We start from the raw sequence: 19,244 nt of genomic DNA, 5'->3' as shown, positions 1-19,244 counted from the left end.
GGCATTTCCGTGGGTCTACACAAGATTGTTATCAATTTGTGAGGTTGTTCTCTTAAACCTTTGCAGCTTTGCCATAGTTAGCGCAGAACTGGCACTCGCGGAAAGGTCAGATCCTCAGCAACCTCCTAGAGTCGTGATCATGCGCCTGGCGCGTCGGCAATTTTGGGTCGTTAAACTTTATGCAGACTTATGCGGAGTACAAACAATGAAATTAAAACACGTACTGAGCCTCACCCTGATCGCGAGCAGCATCCTGCTGGCAGGCGCGGCAACGGCAGAAGTGAAAATTGCGCTGGTGGCAAAGTCACTGGGCAACGGTTTCTTTGAAGCGGCAAACGTTGGCGCGCAGCAGGCAGCGAAAGAGCTGGGCGATGTGAAAGTGATTTACACCGGCCCGACCACTACCACCGCCGAAGCGCAGATTGAAGTGCTGAACGGCCTGATTGCACAGGGCGTTGATGCGATTGCGGTTTCCGCCAATGACCCGGACGCGCTGGTGCCTGTGCTGAAAAAAGCCATGCAGCGCGGCATTAAAGTGGTGTCCTGGGATTCCGGCGTCGCCAAAGAGGGCCGTCAGATCCACCTGAATCCGTCCAACAATGCGCTGATTGGCGAAACCAACGTCAAACTGGCCGCCGATGCACTGAAAGCGCTGAATGTCGAAAAAGGGGATGTCGCGATACTGAGCGCCACACCGACCTCGACCAACCAGAATCTGTGGATTGCCGAGATGAAAAAGGTGCTGCCAAAGTATCCTTCCGTCAATCTGGTGACTGTGGCATATGGCGATGATCTGTCAGATAAAAGTTATCGCGAAACTATCGGCTTATTGAAATCTTATCCGGATCTGAAAGTCATTATTTCCCCGTCTTCGGTCGGGATTGTGGCCGCCGCACAGGCGGTGAAAGATCAGGGCAAAATCGGCAAAGTTTACGTCACCGGCCTCGGTCTGCCGTCTGAAATGGCGGGCGCGGTGAAATCCGGCGCGACCAAGAGTTTTGCCATCTGGAACCCGATTGATCTTGGCTACGCGGCAACCTATCTGGCCGACGATCTGGTCAAAGGCACCGCCACCAAAACCGAAGCCAGCATGGGGCGTTTAGGCAAAGTGAAACTGGACGCGGACGGCAGCGGCGCGATGGCTGAACCGTTTGTTTATGACGCCAGCAACATCGACAAATTTTCGAAATTATTCTGATCCTGACGGCGGCTTATCGTTTTGCGGTGAGCCGTTTTGTTGTGCTTAGCCAGACAGGGGAAACGAAATGACAGATTCCACGACTCCGCTTTTGTCATTACAGGGCATCAGCAAGGTCTTTCCGGGTGTCAGGGCGCTGAATAACGTGCATGTGGATTTGTATCCGGGAAAAGTGACGGCCCTGATTGGCGAAAACGGCGCGGGTAAATCCACGCTGGTGAAAGTCATGACCGGCATTTATCAGCCGGAAGAAGGCGAGCTGCGCTATAAAGCGATTCCGATAAAACTGCCCAATCCGGAATCCGCGCACAAAGTCGGTATTACCGCCATCCATCAGGAAACCGTGCTGTTTGACGAACTTTCCGTGACCGAAAATATCTTCGTCGGCCACTACGTTTACGGCGGGATTTTTAAGCGCCTGAACTGGCCGGCGATGCATCAGCAGGCGCGCGATATTCTGACACGTCTGGAAGTGAACATCGATCCGCATGCCATTTTGAAAGAACTGAGCATCGCGCAGCGCCATATGGTGGCGATTGCCCGCGCGCTGTCGTTTGATGCGCAGGTGGTGATCCTCGACGAACCGACGGCGGCGCTGTCGCAGCATGAAATCGTGGAGTTTTATCAGATTGTCGAACGCCTGAAACATGAAGGAAAAGCCATCCTGTTTATCTCGCACAAGTTCGACGAGATTTTCGCGATTTCCGATTACTACACGGTGCTGCGCGACGGCAGTTATGTCGGCTCCGGCAAAATCTGTGATATCAGCGAGCCGCAGATGGTCAAGATGATGGTCGGGCGCGAAGTCAGCCAGGCGTATCCGAAAGTGAACTGCGAACCGGGTGAAACGGTGTTACAGGTGCAGAATCTCAGCCATCCGACCGAATTTTCTGGCATCAGTTTCTCACTGCGCAAGGGCGAAATTCTCGGATTCTACGGGCTGGTTGGCGCGGGACGAACCGAGCTGATGCAGGCGCTGTTTGGCGTGACACAACCGGGCGGCGGCAAGATTCTGATCCATGGCAAAGAACATCATTTCACCCGCCCTTCTCAGGCCATCCGCGCGGGCATTGTGTACGTGCCGGAAGAGCGCCAGAAACAGGGCGCGATTATCGATTTGCCGATCAGCCAGAACATCAGCCTGCCGCAGCTCAGCCAGCTCAACCCGCGCGGCGTGCTCAATGATAAAAAAGAGTGGGCGCTGGCTGACGATTATGCGCGCCGGTTGCAGGTGAAAGCCTCGAGCTGGAAACAGCCGGTGGGCACGCTCTCCGGGGGTAATCAGCAAAAAGTGGTGATCGCAAAATGGCTGGCGACGCAGCCGGACATCATCATTCTCGATGAACCGACCAAAGGGATTGATATCGGTTCGAAAGCAGCGGTGCACCAGTTTATGTCCGAGCTGGTCGGACGCGGGCTGGCGGTGATTATGGTGTCTTCCGAATTGCCGGAAGTTATGGGCATGGCGGACAGGATTATTGTGATGCACGAAGGGCTGATGGTGGCGGAATTCAACGCGGGTGACGCGACCGCCGAAATGATTGTCAGTGCCGCCAGCGGCGCGGGCGAGGAGGCGGCATGATCAAGAATTTACTCAAGTACCGTGAGCTGTTGCTGGCGGTGGTGATTGTCCTGATGGTGCTCGGCGTCGGCGCGCGCTCACCGGAGTTTATCGGCGCCGGAAACCTGCTTGAGATGTTCAACGACACCTCGATTCTGATCATTCTCGCGCTCGGCCAGATGATGGTGCTGCTGACTAAAGGTATTGATTTGTCGATGGCCGCCAATCTGGCGCTCACCGGCATGATTGTTGCGCTGATCAACTTCCATCACCCTGACATTCCGGTGTGGTCGCTGGTCGTGCTGGCGACGGTTCTCGGCCTGATTATGGGTGCAATTAATGGCCTGCTGGTGTGGAAAGTGGGGATTCCGCCGATTGTGGTGACGCTGGGCACCATGAGTATTTATCGCGGGATTATTTTCCTGCTCTCGAACGGCGGCTGGATTAACGCCCATCAGATGAGCCCTGATTTCCTCAGCCTGCCGCGCGCACCGTTTCTTGGCCTGCCGCTGCTCGGCTGGTGCGCGATTGCCGCGCTGATTCTGGTGGCGTATTTCCTGCGCTACAGCCGCACAGGCCGCGCGTTGTATACCGCAGGCGGCAATGCCACGGCGGCGTATTACACCGGCATCAACGCGGGCAAAATGCAGTTCATCAGCTTCTGCCTTTCCGGCGCTCTGGCGGGTTTCTGTGGATATCTGTGGATTTCACGTTTTGCCGTCGCCTACGTGGACGTCGCCAACGGCTTTGAATTGCAGATTGTCGCCGCCTGCGTCATCGGCGGGATCAGCACCATGGGCGGCATCGGTTCAGTGGTCGGCTGCCTGCTCGGCGCGCTGTTCCTCGGCGTCATCAATAACGCCCTGCCGGTGATTGAAGTGTCGCCGTTCTGGCAGATGGCCATTTCTGGCGCGGTGATTGTCATCGCGGTGATCCTCAACGAACGCGGCAATAAACGTAAAGGAAGACTGATTTTACGCCATTATCCTTCCGTCCACGCATCAGGACCTGAATCAGAGGCCAGATCATGAATAAGACCTTAACTTCGCGCACGCCTGCACGGGAAAGTGTGCCGATGGCCGTAACACCGTTCTTCCGCCGCCTGATGTGCTGGGAGGTTTTTTTGCTGGGGGTGACGCTGCTGGTGTTCGTGGTGAACGCCCTCGCCTCGCCGTACTTCCTCAATATCTGGAATCTGTCGGACGCCACGTTCAATTTCACGGAAAAGGCCATTATTGTCCTGCCGATGGCGATGCTGATTATCGCCCGTGAAATCGATTTATCCGTCGCCTCAACGATGGCACTGAGTTCCACCATAATGGGATTCTGCGCGCAGGCCGGGCTGCCGACACCGGCTCTGGTGGGCGTCGGGCTGAGCGTGGGATTATTGTGCGGGCTGATTAACGGGCTGCTGGTGACACGCCTGAATCTCTCATCGATTGTGATCACCATCGGGACCATGAGCCTGTTCCGTGGCATCACGTATGTGCTGCTCGGCGATCAGTCACTGAATAAATATCCGGCCAGCTTTGCGTGGTTCGGACAGGGTTATGTCTGGGGGCCGCTGTCGTTTGAGTTCGCGTTATTTCTGGTGCTGGGCGCCGTCTTTTACTTCCTGCTGCACAAAACCAATTTTGGCCGCCGTACCTACGCCATCGGCAATAATCCGGTGGCGGCCTGGTATTCCGGCATTAACGTGAAGCGCCACAACCTGACGCTGTTTGTGCTGGTCGGCGTGATGTCCGGGCTGGCGGCGGTTCTGCTGACGTCACGGCTCGGCAGTACGCGCCCGACGCTGGCACTCGGCTGGGAACTGAGCGTGATTACGATGGTAGTGCTCGGCGGCGTCAGCGTGCTGGGCGGTTCAGGCAGCATGACGGGCGTCATTATTGCCGCCTTCCTGATGGGCCTGCTGACCTTCGGCCTCAGCCTGCTCAACGTGCCGGGGATCGTGATGTCAGTCATCGTCGGCGCGATGCTGATTGTGGTGATTTCGCTGCCGGTGCTCTATCGGAGGATTATGGCAGCGCGGGGGAAATAGCGTCTGGCCTGCAATTCCCGCTTACGGGCGGGGATTGTGGGGGGAGAGTTGGGTTTCAATGCCTTCGCGTAATGCTTCAACCAGTTTTTCCAGCATAAATGCAATAAATGCCGTGCAGTCACTGGCGCGATCGCATTCACCCAATACACGGTAATAATCCTGTTGCTGATTATGGATCAGGGTTTCAACCGGCAGCCAGGCGAGTTCAGGACGCCACTGGCTCAGGATCAGCGTTTGCCACAACCGCCCCATTCTTCCGTTGCCGTCCGCAAACGGATGGATGAATTCAAATTCGTAATGAAAAATGCAGCTGGCAATCAGCGGATGAATCTCGGTCTCCTTCAGCCAGTTCAGCAAATCGGCCATCAGGCGCGGAAGCTGCCCGACCGGCGGCGCCATATGAATCAGCTGATTATCGCGATAAACCCCGACATCACCACTACGCAGGTGACCCGGTGCATCCACCAGGCCGGTCATCATCAGCCGGTGAGCTTTCAGGACATCGTCGAGAACATAGCTTTTCCACATGGGTAGCTGTTCGTAAGTCAGGATCGCGTTACGAACTTCCTGAATATCTTTTTGCGGCGCGAGCACGCGCTTGCCTTCCATAATAGCCGTCACCTGTTGGGTGGACAGGCTGTTATGTTCAATCGCCAGTGAAGCCTGAATGGTCCGTATGCGGTTTTCTTTTCGCAGCAGCACCGATGATTGTTCCGCATGCGCGGCCCAGCGCCCGAGTAATTCCCCAACCTCAACGACCCGGTTCAGAATGGCAGGTGTAATACTGTACGGTGGCTGATAACCTGCCATTCAGTGCTCCTTTTAGAAATAGTGATGCGTAATAGTATCACGCGACAAAATCATCAAAAATTCTTCTTTTCTCTCCAGCCACTGAATCCTTTGTGCCGCCACCTCTTGATTAAAAGGCTATGACTCCCGTAGTTTAAACCCACAGCTTGGTTTCTGAATGTCTTGAAACAATGGGGAAAACATATGCGGATTTTAGTGGTAGGCGCGGGTGCGACGGGCGGATATTTTGGTGCGCGACTGGCTCAGGCCGGGCAGGATGTGACATTTTTACTGCGCGAGAAGCGCGCGCTGGCGGTGCAGAAAGACGGACTGACAGTTCACAGCCCGCACGGTGATTTTCACCTGCAACCCGCCGTGGTACAGGCTTCTCAGCTGACCGGCCCTTATGATCTGATACTGCTGACGGTGAAAAGTTTCGGGCTGGAAGCAGCCATCAAGGATATCGCACCGGTCGTTGGCGAAAATACGCTGGTCATGCCGGTGCTCAATGGTATGAAGCATATGGAAACGCTCAGCCAGCGGTTTGGTGAACACGCGCTGATTGGCGGACTGTGCAAAATCAACGCCACGCTGGATGCCGACGGCCATATCCACCAGATGACACCACTGCACCAGATTATCTATGGCGAGCTCTCCGGCGAGAAAACCGAACGTATTCTCAAAGTCGATCAGGCATTTCAGAGCGCCGGTATCGATGCCATCCTTTCGGAAACCATCATCAGCGATCTGTGGGAGAAGTGGCTGCTGCTTTCAAGCTTCGGTGCCATCACCTGCACCATGCGCGGCAACATCGGTCAGGTCGCCTCTGCGCCGGGCGGAACGGAGTTTGCGCAGGCCATCGTGAGCGAAGCGTTAACGACCATGAAAGCCTTTGGCTACGCGGAACGCGCGACGGCGGTGGCGAAAGTCAGGGAAGCGGTGACCGACAAAAATTCGCCTCAAACGTCGTCGATGTATCGCGATATGACGCAGGGATATCCTATCGAGGCCGACCAGATTATTGGTGATTTAGTCGAACGCGCAACGCGTGTGGGGATCAGCATTCCGCTTTTACAGGCTGCGTATACGCATTTGTGTGTGTATCAGAAGATCCGCGAATAATGTCTGATTCTGCCAAATCTGAAGGCCAGAGAAGCTTCAAACGATAAAAACAAAAAACCCGCCAAAAGGCGGGAATTTTGTGGTGCTTCGGTTAGCGGCCTGACACCAAACAGGCGACCTGCGGGGAGGTGATCAACTCAGATTCACGCAGCCGGCTACAAATCGCGCGAACTCATTTTTCTGGCATATCTTTCATGGCTTTAATTTGAGTTAAGTTGAGCCATAAATTCAGTCACTTGTATAAATCAAACAGGTTATTTCAATAAAACCGCCTGACGTGATATCCAATAAAAAATCCACCGCGGGAAATTTTATTCTTCCGGATCCTCTTTTTTATTGCCCGCTAATTCTTCCCCGGCAACATGCGTATCAACGTATTATCGCGGCGGCGGTAATGGTGCCAGAGGGCAGCGAAAGCGTGCAATCCGTTCAGATAATATCCGGCATTCGCCAGCCATTCGTGCAGGGTTTTTAACTGTTTTTGTAATGGCAGATCGGCCAGATAGCTTTTAGGCATTCTGATGTTAAACATCGTCCAGTCATGGCCGCCAAAATATTGCGACAAAATGCCCAGAACCGGTAAACCAATAAACATCAGATAAACAAAGCCATGCGTGATGGCCGACAAACAATGTTGCCAGCGCGGCGGAGCGGGTTTAATGGCGGGTGTGACGTACATCGCGCGAACAAAAAGGCGTACGCACATCAGAAATAATACGCAAAATCCCAGGCTGTAATGCGTAAGCGTTAATAGTTCTCGTACCAGTGAACCTTTGGCGAACGCGTCTTTTATATCCATCGTGGCATAGGTCAGAACGACCAAAACAAACACCAGCCAGTGCAGCACAATTTGCGGATAAGAATATCGGGTACGCATAGAAGTTCCGGTAAACAAAGTTACCGTTACCTTACTTGTTGAGACTTAAGAGTACATTAAGAGACGTCAGCTTTGTGTTGTCATGAAAGTGTCAAAGACAGCCGCTGAAAATCTCTGGTTTTTCAGTATCTCTGCCTTTTATAGATCGTCAGCCGGTATTTAAAATTATTTAAAAGGAATTTACAGCAGTTAATCCTATTTAGGCGCAATCGAATAAAATTCAAATTTACTTATGTATTGGGCATTATCGAACAAGGAGTTAGCGTTAAAAAATGCGGCGCTTTGAACGGAGTGGCGGAAAAAATAAACCATCTGTTTCAGATGGTTAGCGGTGATGTTTTAGCGCCCTTCCAAAATATGATGCTCATGGTGCCCGATTCAGCTCTGCACTACGCTTATTCCTGCCACTCATTGCATAAATTTATTTTATCTTTTAGCGCTCTTTCGGGAGACGCTTTCAGACATTCGCGTGGGGGCAAAAAACATTTGTAGTTATTTAAACTATTCACAGCAATCAATCGTGAGGCTTACCTATGTCTGATCTTCAACTGAACTCCAGTAATAATATCCTCAACGTTCTGGTCGTCATCGATACTGATTCCATCATTAGTGATTATAAAGGCAAGAGTCCCAGCCAGAACTCTGCGAATCCAACAGGCATTGGTCACCAGTATTCCTATATGGTGGTGACAACCCCTTCCGCAATTAGCGGTACTGGTACTGCTGATTTGAATCTCTCCGCAAACGTGGGCGACGTTATTCGCTGGACTGGTACTTCTGAGTCAAACAACTTTGACTCCAGCGTGCTGGTATATGGTTTGCCACAGTTTGGCACTGGTACTCAGGTATTTACGAACCCGACATTTAAGATGTATACGAAGAGTTCGATGTTGCCATCGCAGAACACCATTTTTCCTGTGGCATTCACACCACAATCTTACTGGTTTATTCAGGCGGATATTAGTAATACAGGTACTGAACATTACATGGTTCAGTTTGCTCTCTATTATCGACCTAGTGGTGGCGCGGAAGAGTTGTTTGGCTATTTCAGCTGGGATCCGACAATTACAGTCAACAACTGATATCGGTAATTTCTTAGTGTCATAAGAACGTCGATGTTAACAACTGATTGCATGCGCTGGTTTAACAGCGCATGCAATCAGAGCACATCAGTAAAACGGAGAAACGATTAACGCGCGATCAGGAAGCTTTCCAGCGCAGCGCCTTTATCCAGAGCGGCTTTGATAGCTGAAGGAGTACGACCCTGGCCGGTCCAGGTTTTTTTGGAACCGTCGGTGTCGGTGTACTCATACAGCGCAGGGCGCGGCTTGCGTTTTGCTTTGGTGGTTTCTTTCGCCGCCTGATGGCCCAGCAGGTCATCAATTGCGATGCCGTCATTTGCCAGCATTTCGCGGTATTTCAGTAATTTCTCATCACGTTCTTGTTGTTGCGCGCTGCGTGCTTTCACGTTCTCGCGGGATTCTTCAACAATAGCGGTCAGTTTTTCCAGAATTTCTTCCAGAGTGCTTAATGGGGTTTCGCGAGCCTGAGCCCGAAGTGTACGGATATTATTCAAAACGTTTAACGCGTTGTCCATGATGTGCTCACTTTAGGGGGTATCATTAAATTAGTGACACTGATTCTACACAAACAAATAATGATATCAATTGCGTCAGGATAATATTACAACCGATTACACAATTCCTTTGCCTGCCGTTTAGTTTCATTGAATGTTAATACGCTATTTTTATAAGGGCTTGCCGTCTGAGAATAAATAAAATTATCCACTTTCCGCTTTAGCCTCTTGAAATAGGTTGCGAATTATTAACCTAAATTTAGGCATCTTCTTAATAGTATCGCAGCGTGAATAACCGATGTTGCTATTATGTACGATTGACACAAGTTCTTTTCTTTTCGTGCGAACCGCCACGGGGAAAATAGCGTTTTGATAGAATTATCCGATTTTTCCCCGTCTGAACGCATTTCCTGCACAAGAAATATGGCGCGATTTAACAATTTTCGCCTTAGACTGTGACTTCGGTCACAAACAGGGTTTCCCTCATATTATGTTCAAAACCATTTTTTTTGTCTGCGCGGCCTGCGTGTTACTCAAGCTGGCGCTCGACTGGCAGGTTATTTTACAGACGGTTGAAGGCTGACCGCAGCGACTTTCGCCATCCCGATGAATTCAGACAGATTGCGCGTCAGCATTCCCCGGCGCCAGATTAGCCACGTCGTCAGAAAGCGGTAGTTATCTGCCAGCGGCCAGACGCTGACCGTCGTGCTACCTGGCATACTTTGCAGCATACTGCGCGGCATCAGCGCCAGGCCGCCGCCCGCAATCACACATGCCAGCATTCCGTGATATGACTCCATCTCGTAGATTTTTCCCGGCGCGGCACCATCATCGGCAAACCAGCTTTCGAAATGCCGGCGATAGGAACAGTTCGAGCGAAACGCATAGATAATTTCGCCGTTAACCTCTTTCCCCCGCGTCACCGCCGCGTGATTGAGCGGTGCCACAATCACCATTTCTTCCTGATAAACCGGGATCCCGTCGAGTACCGGATGCAAAACCGGCCCGTCGACAAACGTCGCTTCCAGTTCACCTTCCACCAGTTTATCCAGCAGTTCGCCGGAAGGACCGGTGCTCAGCGCCAGTTCAACTTTGCCAAATTCCTGATGATAGCGCGCCAGTAATGCCGGAATGCGCACCGCCGCCGTGCTCTCCAGCGCGCCGAGCGAGAAAATTCCCTGCGGCTCAGTGCCGGACACCGACACGCGCGCTTCTTCGACTAAATCCAGAATGCGGTTGTTGTAGCTGAGAAAATTCCGGCCCGCAGGAGAAAGCCGCAAACGCTGGTTTTCGCGGATAAACAGCTCCACGCCCAGTTCAGATTCAAGCTGTTTGATGCGCGTCGTCAGGTTCGACGGCACGCGGTGAACGCGCTGCGCGGCGGCGCTGATACTGCCGGTTTCGGCCACGGCGCGGAACATCTCAAGCTGGGACAGGTTCATTGGCTTTCTCAAAAAGTGAACGGTTTGCTTATTTTTATTCATTTTTATTAAATCGTGCAAGCCTCTATTCTTAACGCACAGGTTTAACGAGGACACCGAAATGACGACAGCAACTTCGAACACACATGCAATCTCAGTCAATCCGTTTAACGGCGAACGCATCGCAGATTATGCGTACGACACCGATCTGGCACTTGAAGCCGCCGTTGCGCAGGGCTTTTCTGCATTTAAACAGTGGCGCAAAACAGACGTCAATGAACGCGCGGCCCTTCTGATCCGCCTGGCAGCCGCACTGCGCGAGGCCAGCGAAGACATCGCCCGCAGTATTTCTCTTGAGATGGGCAAACCGGTGAAACAGGCGCGCGCCGAAGTGGAGAAATCCGCCGGTTTGTGCGAATGGTATGCCGAAAATGGCCCGGCGATGCTGGCACCGGAACCGACTCTGGTCGATAACGGCGAGGCGCACATTCATTACCGCCCTTCCGGCATGATTCTGGCGATTATGCCGTGGAACTTCCCGGTCTGGCAGATCCTGCGCGGCGCGGTTCCGGCCTTGCTGGCGGGGAATACGTTCCTGCTCAAACCTGCGCCGAGCGTCATGGGCACCACATATCGGGTGAAACAGGCCGTGCTGAAAGCCGGTTTCCCGGCGGGTGCGTTTGGCGTGATCAATGTCGGCACACCGGCCGTTGCCACACTGATTGCCGATCCACGCGTGGTGGCGGTAACGGTCACCGGCAGCGTGCGTGCCGGTGCGGCGATTGCGGAACTGGCAGGCAAACAGGTTAAAAAATGCGTGCTGGAACTTGGCGGGTCTGATCCGTTTATCGTTCTGAACGATGCCAGTCTCGACGAAGCGGTGAAAGCCGCCGTCGCCGGACGTTATCAGAACACCGGGCAGGTTTGCGCCGCAGCAAAACGTCTGATCATTGAAGAAGGCGTTGTCGACACGTTTACTGCGAAATTTGTGGCGGCTACCCAGGCGCTGGTCGTAGGAAATCCGCTGGATGACGACACTTATATCGGCCCGATGGCCCGTTTCGATTTACGCGATGAGCTGGATCAACAGGTTCAGGACAGCCTGTCCGAAGGCGCGACGTTGCTGCTGGGCGGTGAGAAAATTGCCGGAAACGGTAACTTTTACGCACCGACTATTCTCGGCAACGTTACACCGGAAATGACGGCATTTCGTCAGGAACTGTTCGGGCCGGTCGCAGCGATTACGGTTGCCCGTGACGCAGACCACGCGGTCGAGCTGGCCAATGACAGTGATTTTGGCCTGAGCGCCACGATTTTCACCGCTGATGCAGAACGTGCAAAGCAGATGACCGCAGAGCTTGAAACCGGCGGCGTGTTCATCAACGGATACAGCGCATCGGATCCGCGCGTGGCGTTTGGCGGCGTGAAGAAAAGTGGCTATGGCCGCGAGCTGTCGCACTTCGGCCTGCGTGAATTCTGCAACGTGCAGACGGTCTGGACTGACCGCAAGTAATCACTGAAGCCGGTGGTTAAAATAAGAATCACAGGATTTCATCATCCTGTGATTCTTTGCATTTAATTCCCCTGCGACGTCGCGGCGTAAATTGTGGTGACCACCTGCTGATTGGCGCTCAGCGTTTCATCCAGCGTTTTCTTGCCTTCCATCAAATCCGAAATATTCCGCCCGACCGCATCCCCCATCTGATCAAAGCCCGGAATACTCACGTACTGCACGCCCTGATACGGCACGGGATATAACGTCGGCTGTTCCGGCGTCGCGGTTTCCACCGCCTGTTTTACACCGTCTGCGTAAGGCGCGAGTTTCTGGTAATTCACCTGCGCGTAAGAAGAATAGCGGCTGCCCGGTGGAATAGCGCCCCAGCCCACGGTTTTCGCGACGTCCTGAATATACGCCTGCGACGTGGCCCAGGTGATGAATTGCTGCGCTTCGTCTTTGTGGCTGGCGCGCTGCGGAACGGCCAGCGCCCATGCCCAAAGCCAGTGCGACCCGTTGCTGGAAAGTGCCGTCGGCGCGGGTGCAAAACCGGCGCTGTCGGCGACAGGCGAAATCTGCGGGTTAATCACCATTCCGGCGGCGACGGTGCTGTCGATCCACATCGCGCATTTGCCCTGCGCAAACAGTTTCAGGTTCTGACCAAAGCTGTTGGATTTCGCATCCGGCGGGCCGTAATCATGCATCATCTGCACGTAATCGGTGAGCACCGCACGCCACTCGTCGCTGTCGAGACGCGGATGCCAGTTTTCATCAAACCATTCCGCGCCATAGGCATTGGCCATCGTGGTGATAAATGCCACGTTGTCGCCCCACCCCGCCAGCCCGCGCAGGCACAGGCCGTAAACGCCTTGTGATTTATCGGTCAGCTGCGCCGCAAAAGCTTTCACTTCATCCCAGCTCGGATTTTTCGGCATGGTCAGATTTTTTTTCGCGAACAGATCTTTGCGGTAATACGTCATGCTGCTTTCGCCGTAAAACGGCAAGGCATACAGCGTGCCCTGCCAGGAAAGCGCGCTACGGATGGGTTTGAGCAAATCATCAACATTGTAATCAGCGGGCAAATTGTTGAGCGGTTGCAGCCAGCCTTTTTTGCCCCACAGTGGCGCTTCATACGTGCCGACGGTGATCACATCGAAATTCGCCTGCCCGCTGTTCATGTCGCTGAGCACCTGTTTGCGCAGCTCGCCGTCGTCCATAACGTGCCATTCGAGTCTGATGTCCGGGTGTGATTTCTCAAACTCACCGGACATCTGCTGCATGATCGTCATGTCACCGTTGGCGATGGTGGCAATTTTGACCACGGTTTGCGCCTGCGCGCTGGCGCAAAATGCCAGCGGCAGAAAAATACTGAGGATCCGTCGCTGAAAAAGACCTAGCATGAGACCTGACATGTTCGTGCTCCTTTTCGGCTCAGGCATTCGCCAGACGCGGTTGACGGGGCGTTGTTTCCGGCGAATTCAGCGCAGGCAGCGGTTCCAGCACGCCTTCCACGGCACCCGGCGCAAGCTGTGCTGACGGACGAAGATGGAAGAACGACATTTTCTCAACCAGCCGTGCCGCGTGTTCGTTCACGGTATGGCTGGCCGCGCTGGCCTCTTCCACCAGCGCCGCATTTTGCTGCGTCGCGCTATCCATCTGCACGATGGCAACGTTGACCTGATCGATACCGCTGGACTGCTGACGGCTGGCGACGGCGATGTCAGCCACGTATTCCACCATTTTCGCCATGCCGCCGTTGATTTCCTGAAGCGTTTCGCCGGAACGCAGCACCAGTTTGCTGCCCGCATCGACTTTGCTGACGCTGGTCTGGATCAGGGTTTTGATTTCCTGCGCCGCCGTGGCAGAACGTTGTGCCAGCTGACGCACTTCTGAGGCGACCACCGCAAAACCGCGCCCCTGTTCGCCTGCACGCGCGGCTTCCACCGCCGCATTCAGCGCCAGCAGGTTAGTCTGGAAAGCAATTTCGTCGATTACACGGTTGATATCGGCAATTTTATTGCTGGATTCTTCGATGTCGCGCATTGCGGTCACCGCATCGTCCAGAATTCCGCTGCTCTGCTGCGCCTGTTTGCGGACGGTCTGCGCCAGTTCGCTGGCCTGCGCGGCATTGTCGGCGTTGAATTTCACCGTGGCGGTCATCTGTTCCATGCTCGCCGCCGTTTGTTCAAGCGAGCTGGCCTGCGCGTGCGTGCGCGAGGACAAATCATTGTTGCCGTCGGCCATTTGCCCGGCTGCGCTGCTCAGCGCCAGCGCGCTTTCCCCGACTTCGCGCACAATGCCGCTGAGACGGGCGTCCATTTTCGCCAGCGCCTGCATCAGTTCGCCCATTTCATCTTTCGGGATTGCGCCCAGACGGTGATTCAGGCCGCCTTCGGAAATGGACTCAGCCAGACGACGTGCGCGACGCACTGCGCCGGTAATCGAACGCACCAGTAACCAGCCCGCAATCCCGGCGACCAGTAAACCGACGGCCAGGATTGCCGCCATGCTGTTGCGCATCGTGGCGTAAGCCGCTGAACTGGTGGCGTAATTGTTTTCGGCATGGCTTCGCATCAGGTTATCCAGCCCGTCGATATCCTGCTGCAATGCCTGACTGCCATTTTTCAGACGCGTTTCGATAATGACCAGCGCACCGGACGGATTGCCTCCGGCGACCAGTTTTGCAGCATTGCTGATGGCGGCCTGATAACCGTTCAGGTCATCGAGAAAAGTGGTACGGAGTTTTTCGCTGCCGGGCACGGCAAACGTGGCTTCATACGCCTTGCGCTCGGTGGCAATTTGCCTGCCGTAAGCATCAATCTGCGCGACACGCTGATCGACTTCTGCCGGATCGGTCCAGTAGCGCAGCGATTCAAACAGCGTCGCCGATTGCATCTGTGCCAGACGGTATAATTTTGCTGAATGCTGTAACGGTAATAACTCGGTGCGGTAGGTCGAAATCGCCCGCTGATCGGCGGCGCGCAACCCCAAAATAGCCCAGACGGCGGCGACAGTCAGCAGAACGCATAACAATCCCACGATGCCAATCAACCGGCTCTTGATGGTAAATCCCATATCAATTCCTCTGATAACAGCGGTAATCCAACAGGAAGGCGTCAGCATCGCATGGCAAATGGGTGATCGCCCTTTGCACGGTTTATCGGCAGTCGTTGAAGAATGTTTAGTCAGTTATTTCAGTCGCCTGTGTCCGCGCCGCAATGACGACTTTGGCGATTTTAGATGGCAACGGTTTACGTTTAATCAGGGATTTATGCTGCCGGAAAGACGCAAACATATTTTGTTACTTTACGACGACAAAAGATTTTGAGACGAATAAAACACAAATGATTACTATTCACATTCTCATTGCGTGCGCTTCTTAAAATTTGCGATTCAGGCTGATGGCTGCGGTCAGATGATCCTGTTTAAAGACAATGAAAAGAAGCGGCGGCGCTTTCTATTAATGTGGTTTTTACGGGATACATTATGTCTTTCAGTGGCAGGGATTACGGCGCGGAAACGTCTGCGCCGGAGAACAAAAGTAAGCTTTCAACCTCATTGTCGGCACTGGCGATCCTGGTCATGACGGCTTCTTCCGCTGCTCACGCCGCAGCCGCCACCAGCACCTCGTCCGCTGCGCCCGCCGCCGATGAGAATATGGTTGTGGAAGGAACGACGGGCGGAACCGCCGATGAGTCACAGGATTACAACGTCAAAACCACGCGCGCGGGCACAAAAATGTTGCTGACGCCGCGAGACGTGCCCCAGTCCGTCAGCGTGATCACCAAACAGCGCATGCAGGATCAAAACCTGCAATCGGTGGGCGACGTGATGGATAACACCACCGGCATCTCGACGGAAGTGATCGACAGCGAACGCGTTTCCTATTTCTCACGCGGTTTCTACATCAATAATTACACCTACGACGGCATTCCTTCTTCCGTCAGCGATACCTGGAACTTTGGCGATGCCGCCGAAGACACCGCCATTTATGACCGTATCGAAGTCGTTCGCGGCGCAACCGGGCTGATGACCGGTGCCGGTAATCCGGCGGCGTCCGTCAATATGGTGCGCAAACAGGCGGACAGCAAAGAATTCACCGGCAATATCAGCGCCAGCTACGGCAGCTGGAATAAACAGCGTTACGTGCTCGACGTTTCCGGCCCGCTCAACGAAGAAGGCTCGGTGCGCGGCCGCGTCGTGGCCGGTTATCAGGATCAGGACAGCTGGCTCGACCGTTACCATAAAACCAAGAAATTCATTTATGGCGTGGTCGATGCCGACGTGACGGATAACACCACGGTATCGCTCGGCTACGATTATCAGGAAAATAATACCGGCAATCCGACGTGGGGCGGGCTGCCGACCTGGTACAGCAACGGCGCACGCACGCATTTCGACCGCAGCACCAACACTTCCGCAGACTGGACGCACTACAACACACAATCGCGCAAAGTCTTCGCCAACGTGAAACATGATTTCGATAACGGCTGGACATTCCGCGTCAACGGCACGCACGGCGAACAGAAATTCGACGATAAACTGCTGTATATCGAAGACTTCCCGGACGCGACAACGGGCGAAGGGATTTCCGGATTCGGCAGTAAAGACCGCGGAACGCGCAAACTGGACTCGGTGGATACCTACGCCAGCGGTCCTTTCCAGCTCTTTGGCCGCCAGCATGAAATGGTCGCGGGCGTCAGTTACAGCCGTCAGCACAACTCGACATACAGCGCCAACGGCCCGATCGACAGCGGCACCATGGGCAGTTTCAACAACTGGAACGGCGACGTCGCGGAACCGGAATGGGACGACTGGTATCTGAACGCCGACGATGTGGTGCGCCAGAAAGCGGGTTATCTGGCGACCCGGTTCTCGCTGGCCGACCCGCTCTCACTGATTATCGGCGCGCGTTATACGCAGTGGAGCACCGCCGGCAGCAGCGGCAACATGAGTAAAAATAACCTCACGCCTTACGGCGGCCTGGTTTACGACATCGACGATACCTGGTCGGCTTACGCCAGTTATACCTCCATCTTCCAGCCGCAAACCTACCGCACCCGCGACGGCCATTATCTGGCACCAGCCACCGGGAAAAACTACGAAACCGGCCTGAAATCCAGCTGGATGAACGACCGCCTGACCGCCACGTTCGCCGTTTTCCGCATCGAACAGGATAATGTCGCAGAAGCCGACGGCGACAACTTCGTCAATGACACCAGCGAACAGGCCTACTACGCCGCGCAGGGCACGGTCAGCAAAGGGGCTGAATTCGAGATTAACGGCGCAGTGACTGACAACCTGCAAATGACTTTCGGCGCCACGCGCTATGTTGCGCGGGATAACACCGGCGGGCGTCTCAACAGCAATATGCCGCAGACGCAGCTCAAACTGTTCAGCCGCTATCAGTTGCCGTGGATGCCGGATCTCACCGTCGGCGGTGGCGTGAACTGGCAAAACCGGACCTTCCAGGATGCCACCGGGCCAGACGGCAACACAGTGCGCGTGTATCAGGGCAGCATTCCGCTGGTTAATTTGTTCACCCGTTATCAGGTCACGCGTCAGCTCGCGGTGCAGGCGAATATCGATAACCTCTTTGACCGCAGCTATTACTCATGGCTGAGCGATTACGCCGTTTACGGCCAGCCGCGCAGTTATTCCGTCAGCCTTTCTTACGCGTTCTGATTTGACCCGATGAACGTTCTGCCGCAGGTATCGTGCCTGCGGCTTTCTTTTTTCCTGAAAGCATTCATGAACTGAATTATTGAGTCAGGTCATCTGCGGGGAAATCTTGAACAGGTATTATTAATACACCTTAACTTTCAGGTTACGTCTATGTCCGGCAAACGCATCGCCCGCGAAAAACTCACTATCCGCAAAATGATCTACCTTTATCAGCACGCCTGCCCGCAGGCACAGGAAGACGCCGCGTACTATCAGACGCTGAATGCCTATGCCGATAAACGGCTGGATAAATGTGTATTTGGCGAGGAGAAACCGGCCTGCAAACAGTGCCCGGTTCACTGCTATCAGCCCGCAAAACGCGAAGAGATGAAGCAAATCATGCGCTGGGCTGGGCCGCGTATGCTGTGGCGTCATCCGGTTTTGACAATCCGCCATCTGATCGACGATCGCCGCCCCGTGCCGGAGCTTCCGGAGAAATACCGGCCAAAGAAATGAGCCTGATGTAACTCACTGCAACGCTTGAGATTTCTCTGGAAAGCAAACCTCAATTTCGCATTAAGCCTGTTGGTTTACTTCTTTGTATTACGCTATAGTGCGCCCGCTGCGGCAAAATCCGCAGCCGGGTTTCGCAGCCTGAATACTAAACCAGAAACACATATGTGATAATTATGTGTTGGGCTTCCTTGTACCTGTCAAACACCCTTTTAGTGTTTGCACATTCAATGGTGGCTCAGGCAGGGCAACCCTCGGGTTGGCCGGGTTTCTGGTTTGTACCGGTACTGCGAACCTTGTCTGAGCTACCACCATTAAGAGTTTCGCAGCTCTGGCGGTGGTTAAACTAACAAACCAGAGAGCAAGACAATGAAACTATCGCATAGCCCCACTTTTCTGCCCTTCTGCACCGTGTTTCCTGCGCAAGCCAGCACAGGAGCAAACCGTCATGAATAATCAGGACTGGCATCAGGCCGATATCATTGCTGCGTTACGCAAGAAAGGCACCACGCTTGCCGCCGTTTCCCGCGCTGCCGGTCTGAGTTCTTCGACGCTTTCAAATGCGCTTTCCAGACCGTGGCCGAAAGGTGAAATCCTGATCGGTCAGGCGCTGGGTATTTCCCCGTCCGTCATCTGGCCGAGCCGCTATTACCATCCTGCCACCCATGAGCTGATGCAGCGACCACCACGCGCGGCGAACCGGATTTAAAAACAGGTTGAGAGAATAAGATTAAGGGTGCGAAATGCGCCCTTTAATTTGTTGTGCACAGAAAACCCCCAGCTAGGCTGGGGGTTCAGTAAAGCTTTCAGCTTTGAGCCAGTTATAAAAACCCCTTTTGATTTGTTAAAACAGTTTGCGGTCTGGCAACTGCAAAGGTTCAACAAGAAATCAAAAGGGGGTCCCAATGAGGGACGAAAAGAGCTTAGCGCACACGCGATGGAACTGTAAATATCACATAGTTTTTGCGCCGAAGTACCGAAGAAAGG

At 53.9% G+C, this 19,244-nt stretch carries 15 protein-coding genes and 2 pseudogenes; 11 read left to right on the top strand and 6 right to left on the bottom strand.

Annotated elements, in window-relative coordinates; translation table 11 throughout:
* Nucleotides 1-205: 205 nt before the first annotated feature.
* The 4 genes from rhaS to KWG64_RS07155 all read left to right on the top strand — a co-directional run bounded on the left by rhaS (nt 206) and on the right by KWG64_RS07155 (nt 4,800).
* On the top strand, nt 206-1,198 hold the full coding sequence (rhaS, locus tag KWG64_RS07170; RefSeq protein WP_218521408.1) for a rhamnose ABC transporter substrate-binding protein: 993 nt from the start codon (nt 206-208) through the stop codon (nt 1,196-1,198).
* Nucleotides 1,199-1,265: 67 nt separating this feature from the next.
* Nucleotides 1,266-2,780: a sugar ABC transporter ATP-binding protein gene (locus tag KWG64_RS07165; protein WP_218521407.1), complete on the top strand. Its 1,515-nt coding sequence runs from the start codon at nt 1,266-1,268 to the stop codon at nt 2,778-2,780.
* Nucleotides 2,777-3,790 carry an ABC transporter permease gene (locus KWG64_RS07160; protein ID WP_218521406.1) on the top strand — a complete coding sequence of 338 codons (1,014 nt, stop codon included), beginning with the start codon at nt 2,777-2,779 and terminating at the stop codon, nt 3,788-3,790. Before KWG64_RS07165 ends, KWG64_RS07160 begins: the two co-directional genes overlap by 4 nt.
* Before the next feature lie 44 nt (nt 3,791-3,834).
* Entirely contained in the window at nt 3,835-4,800 is a 966-nt protein-coding gene (locus KWG64_RS07155) for an ABC transporter permease (protein WP_370628631.1), read from the top strand.
* 48 nt (nt 4,801-4,848) lie between these two features.
* Here the strand turns inward: KWG64_RS07155 and KWG64_RS07150 are convergent.
* Nucleotides 4,849-5,610, bottom strand: a pseudogene (locus KWG64_RS07150) (Fic family protein); the annotation flags it as partial.
* A gap of 183 nt (nt 5,611-5,793) precedes the next feature.
* Between KWG64_RS07150 and panE the strand changes: the two are divergent.
* A complete protein-coding gene (panE, locus tag KWG64_RS07145; protein ID WP_218521404.1) occupies nt 5,794-6,711 on the top strand; it encodes a 2-dehydropantoate 2-reductase in 918 nt (305 codons plus the stop codon).
* 343 nt (nt 6,712-7,054) lie between these two features.
* On the opposite strand, the gene KWG64_RS07140 is transcribed toward panE, so the two are convergent.
* Nucleotides 7,055-7,588, bottom strand: a complete 534-nt coding sequence (locus KWG64_RS07140) for a cytochrome b (RefSeq protein WP_218521403.1) — start codon at nt 7,586-7,588, stop codon at nt 7,055-7,057.
* A gap of 533 nt (nt 7,589-8,121) precedes the next feature.
* Here KWG64_RS07140 and KWG64_RS07135 point away from each other — a divergent pair.
* A complete protein-coding gene (locus KWG64_RS07135) occupies nt 8,122-8,670 on the top strand; it encodes an inclusion body family protein (protein WP_218521402.1) in 549 nt (182 codons plus the stop codon).
* A gap of 107 nt (nt 8,671-8,777) precedes the next feature.
* Here KWG64_RS07135 and KWG64_RS07130 read toward each other — a convergent pair whose 3' ends face one another.
* Together KWG64_RS07130 and KWG64_RS07125 are read right to left on the bottom strand one after the other, a co-directional pair.
* Nucleotides 8,778-9,185 (bottom strand): H-NS family nucleoid-associated regulatory protein, encoded by a 408-nt coding sequence (locus KWG64_RS07130; RefSeq protein ID WP_152326686.1) that lies wholly within the window; start codon nt 9,183-9,185, stop codon nt 8,778-8,780.
* 536 nt (nt 9,186-9,721) lie between these two features.
* Nucleotides 9,722-10,606 carry a LysR family transcriptional regulator gene (locus KWG64_RS07125; protein ID WP_218521401.1) on the bottom strand — a complete coding sequence of 295 codons (885 nt, stop codon included), beginning with the start codon at nt 10,604-10,606 and terminating at the stop codon, nt 9,722-9,724.
* A gap of 100 nt (nt 10,607-10,706) precedes the next feature.
* Between KWG64_RS07125 and KWG64_RS07120 the strand changes: the two genes are divergently transcribed.
* Nucleotides 10,707-12,098, top strand: coding sequence for an aldehyde dehydrogenase family protein (locus tag KWG64_RS07120; RefSeq protein WP_218521400.1), 1,392 nt, complete (start codon nt 10,707-10,709; stop codon nt 12,096-12,098).
* 62 nt (nt 12,099-12,160) lie between these two features.
* Here the strand turns inward: KWG64_RS07120 and KWG64_RS07115 are convergent, their stop codons facing one another.
* Complete coding sequence (locus KWG64_RS07115; protein WP_255562108.1) at nt 12,161-13,492, bottom strand: sugar ABC transporter substrate-binding protein; 1,332 nt, start codon at nt 13,490-13,492, stop codon at nt 12,161-12,163.
* 19 nt (nt 13,493-13,511) lie between these two features.
* Nucleotides 13,512-15,155, bottom strand: coding sequence for a methyl-accepting chemotaxis protein (locus KWG64_RS07110; protein WP_218521399.1), 1,644 nt, complete (start codon nt 15,153-15,155; stop codon nt 13,512-13,514).
* A 411-nt stretch (nt 15,156-15,566) separates the two neighbouring features.
* Here KWG64_RS07110 and fhuE point away from each other — a divergent pair, with 411 nt between their 5' ends.
* The 4 genes and pseudogenes from fhuE to KWG64_RS07085 form a co-directional block, all read left to right on the top strand.
* Complete coding sequence (gene fhuE, locus KWG64_RS07105; RefSeq protein ID WP_218521398.1) at nt 15,567-17,765, top strand: ferric-rhodotorulic acid/ferric-coprogen receptor FhuE; 2,199 nt, start codon at nt 15,567-15,569, stop codon at nt 17,763-17,765.
* 150 nt (nt 17,766-17,915) lie between these two features.
* A complete protein-coding gene (locus tag KWG64_RS07100) occupies nt 17,916-18,260 on the top strand; it encodes a nitrous oxide-stimulated promoter family protein (protein WP_218521397.1) in 345 nt (114 codons plus the stop codon).
* Nucleotides 18,261-18,705: 445 nt separating this feature from the next.
* Nucleotides 18,706-18,966 carry a helix-turn-helix transcriptional regulator gene (locus KWG64_RS07090; RefSeq protein WP_218521395.1) on the top strand — a complete coding sequence of 87 codons (261 nt, stop codon included), beginning with the start codon at nt 18,706-18,708 and terminating at the stop codon, nt 18,964-18,966.
* Between the two features lie 196 nt (nt 18,967-19,162).
* A pseudogene (locus tag KWG64_RS07085) lies at nt 19,163-19,244 on the top strand (IS200/IS605 family transposase); the annotation flags it as partial.

Source organism: Rahnella sp. PD12R, from assembly GCF_019200965.1.
In the GTDB taxonomy this organism is placed as follows: domain Bacteria; phylum Pseudomonadota; class Gammaproteobacteria; order Enterobacterales; family Enterobacteriaceae; genus Rahnella; species Rahnella laticis.
The sequence above is the reverse complement of the archived record's forward strand: the minus strand, read 5'-3'. Positions and strand labels throughout refer to the sequence as shown.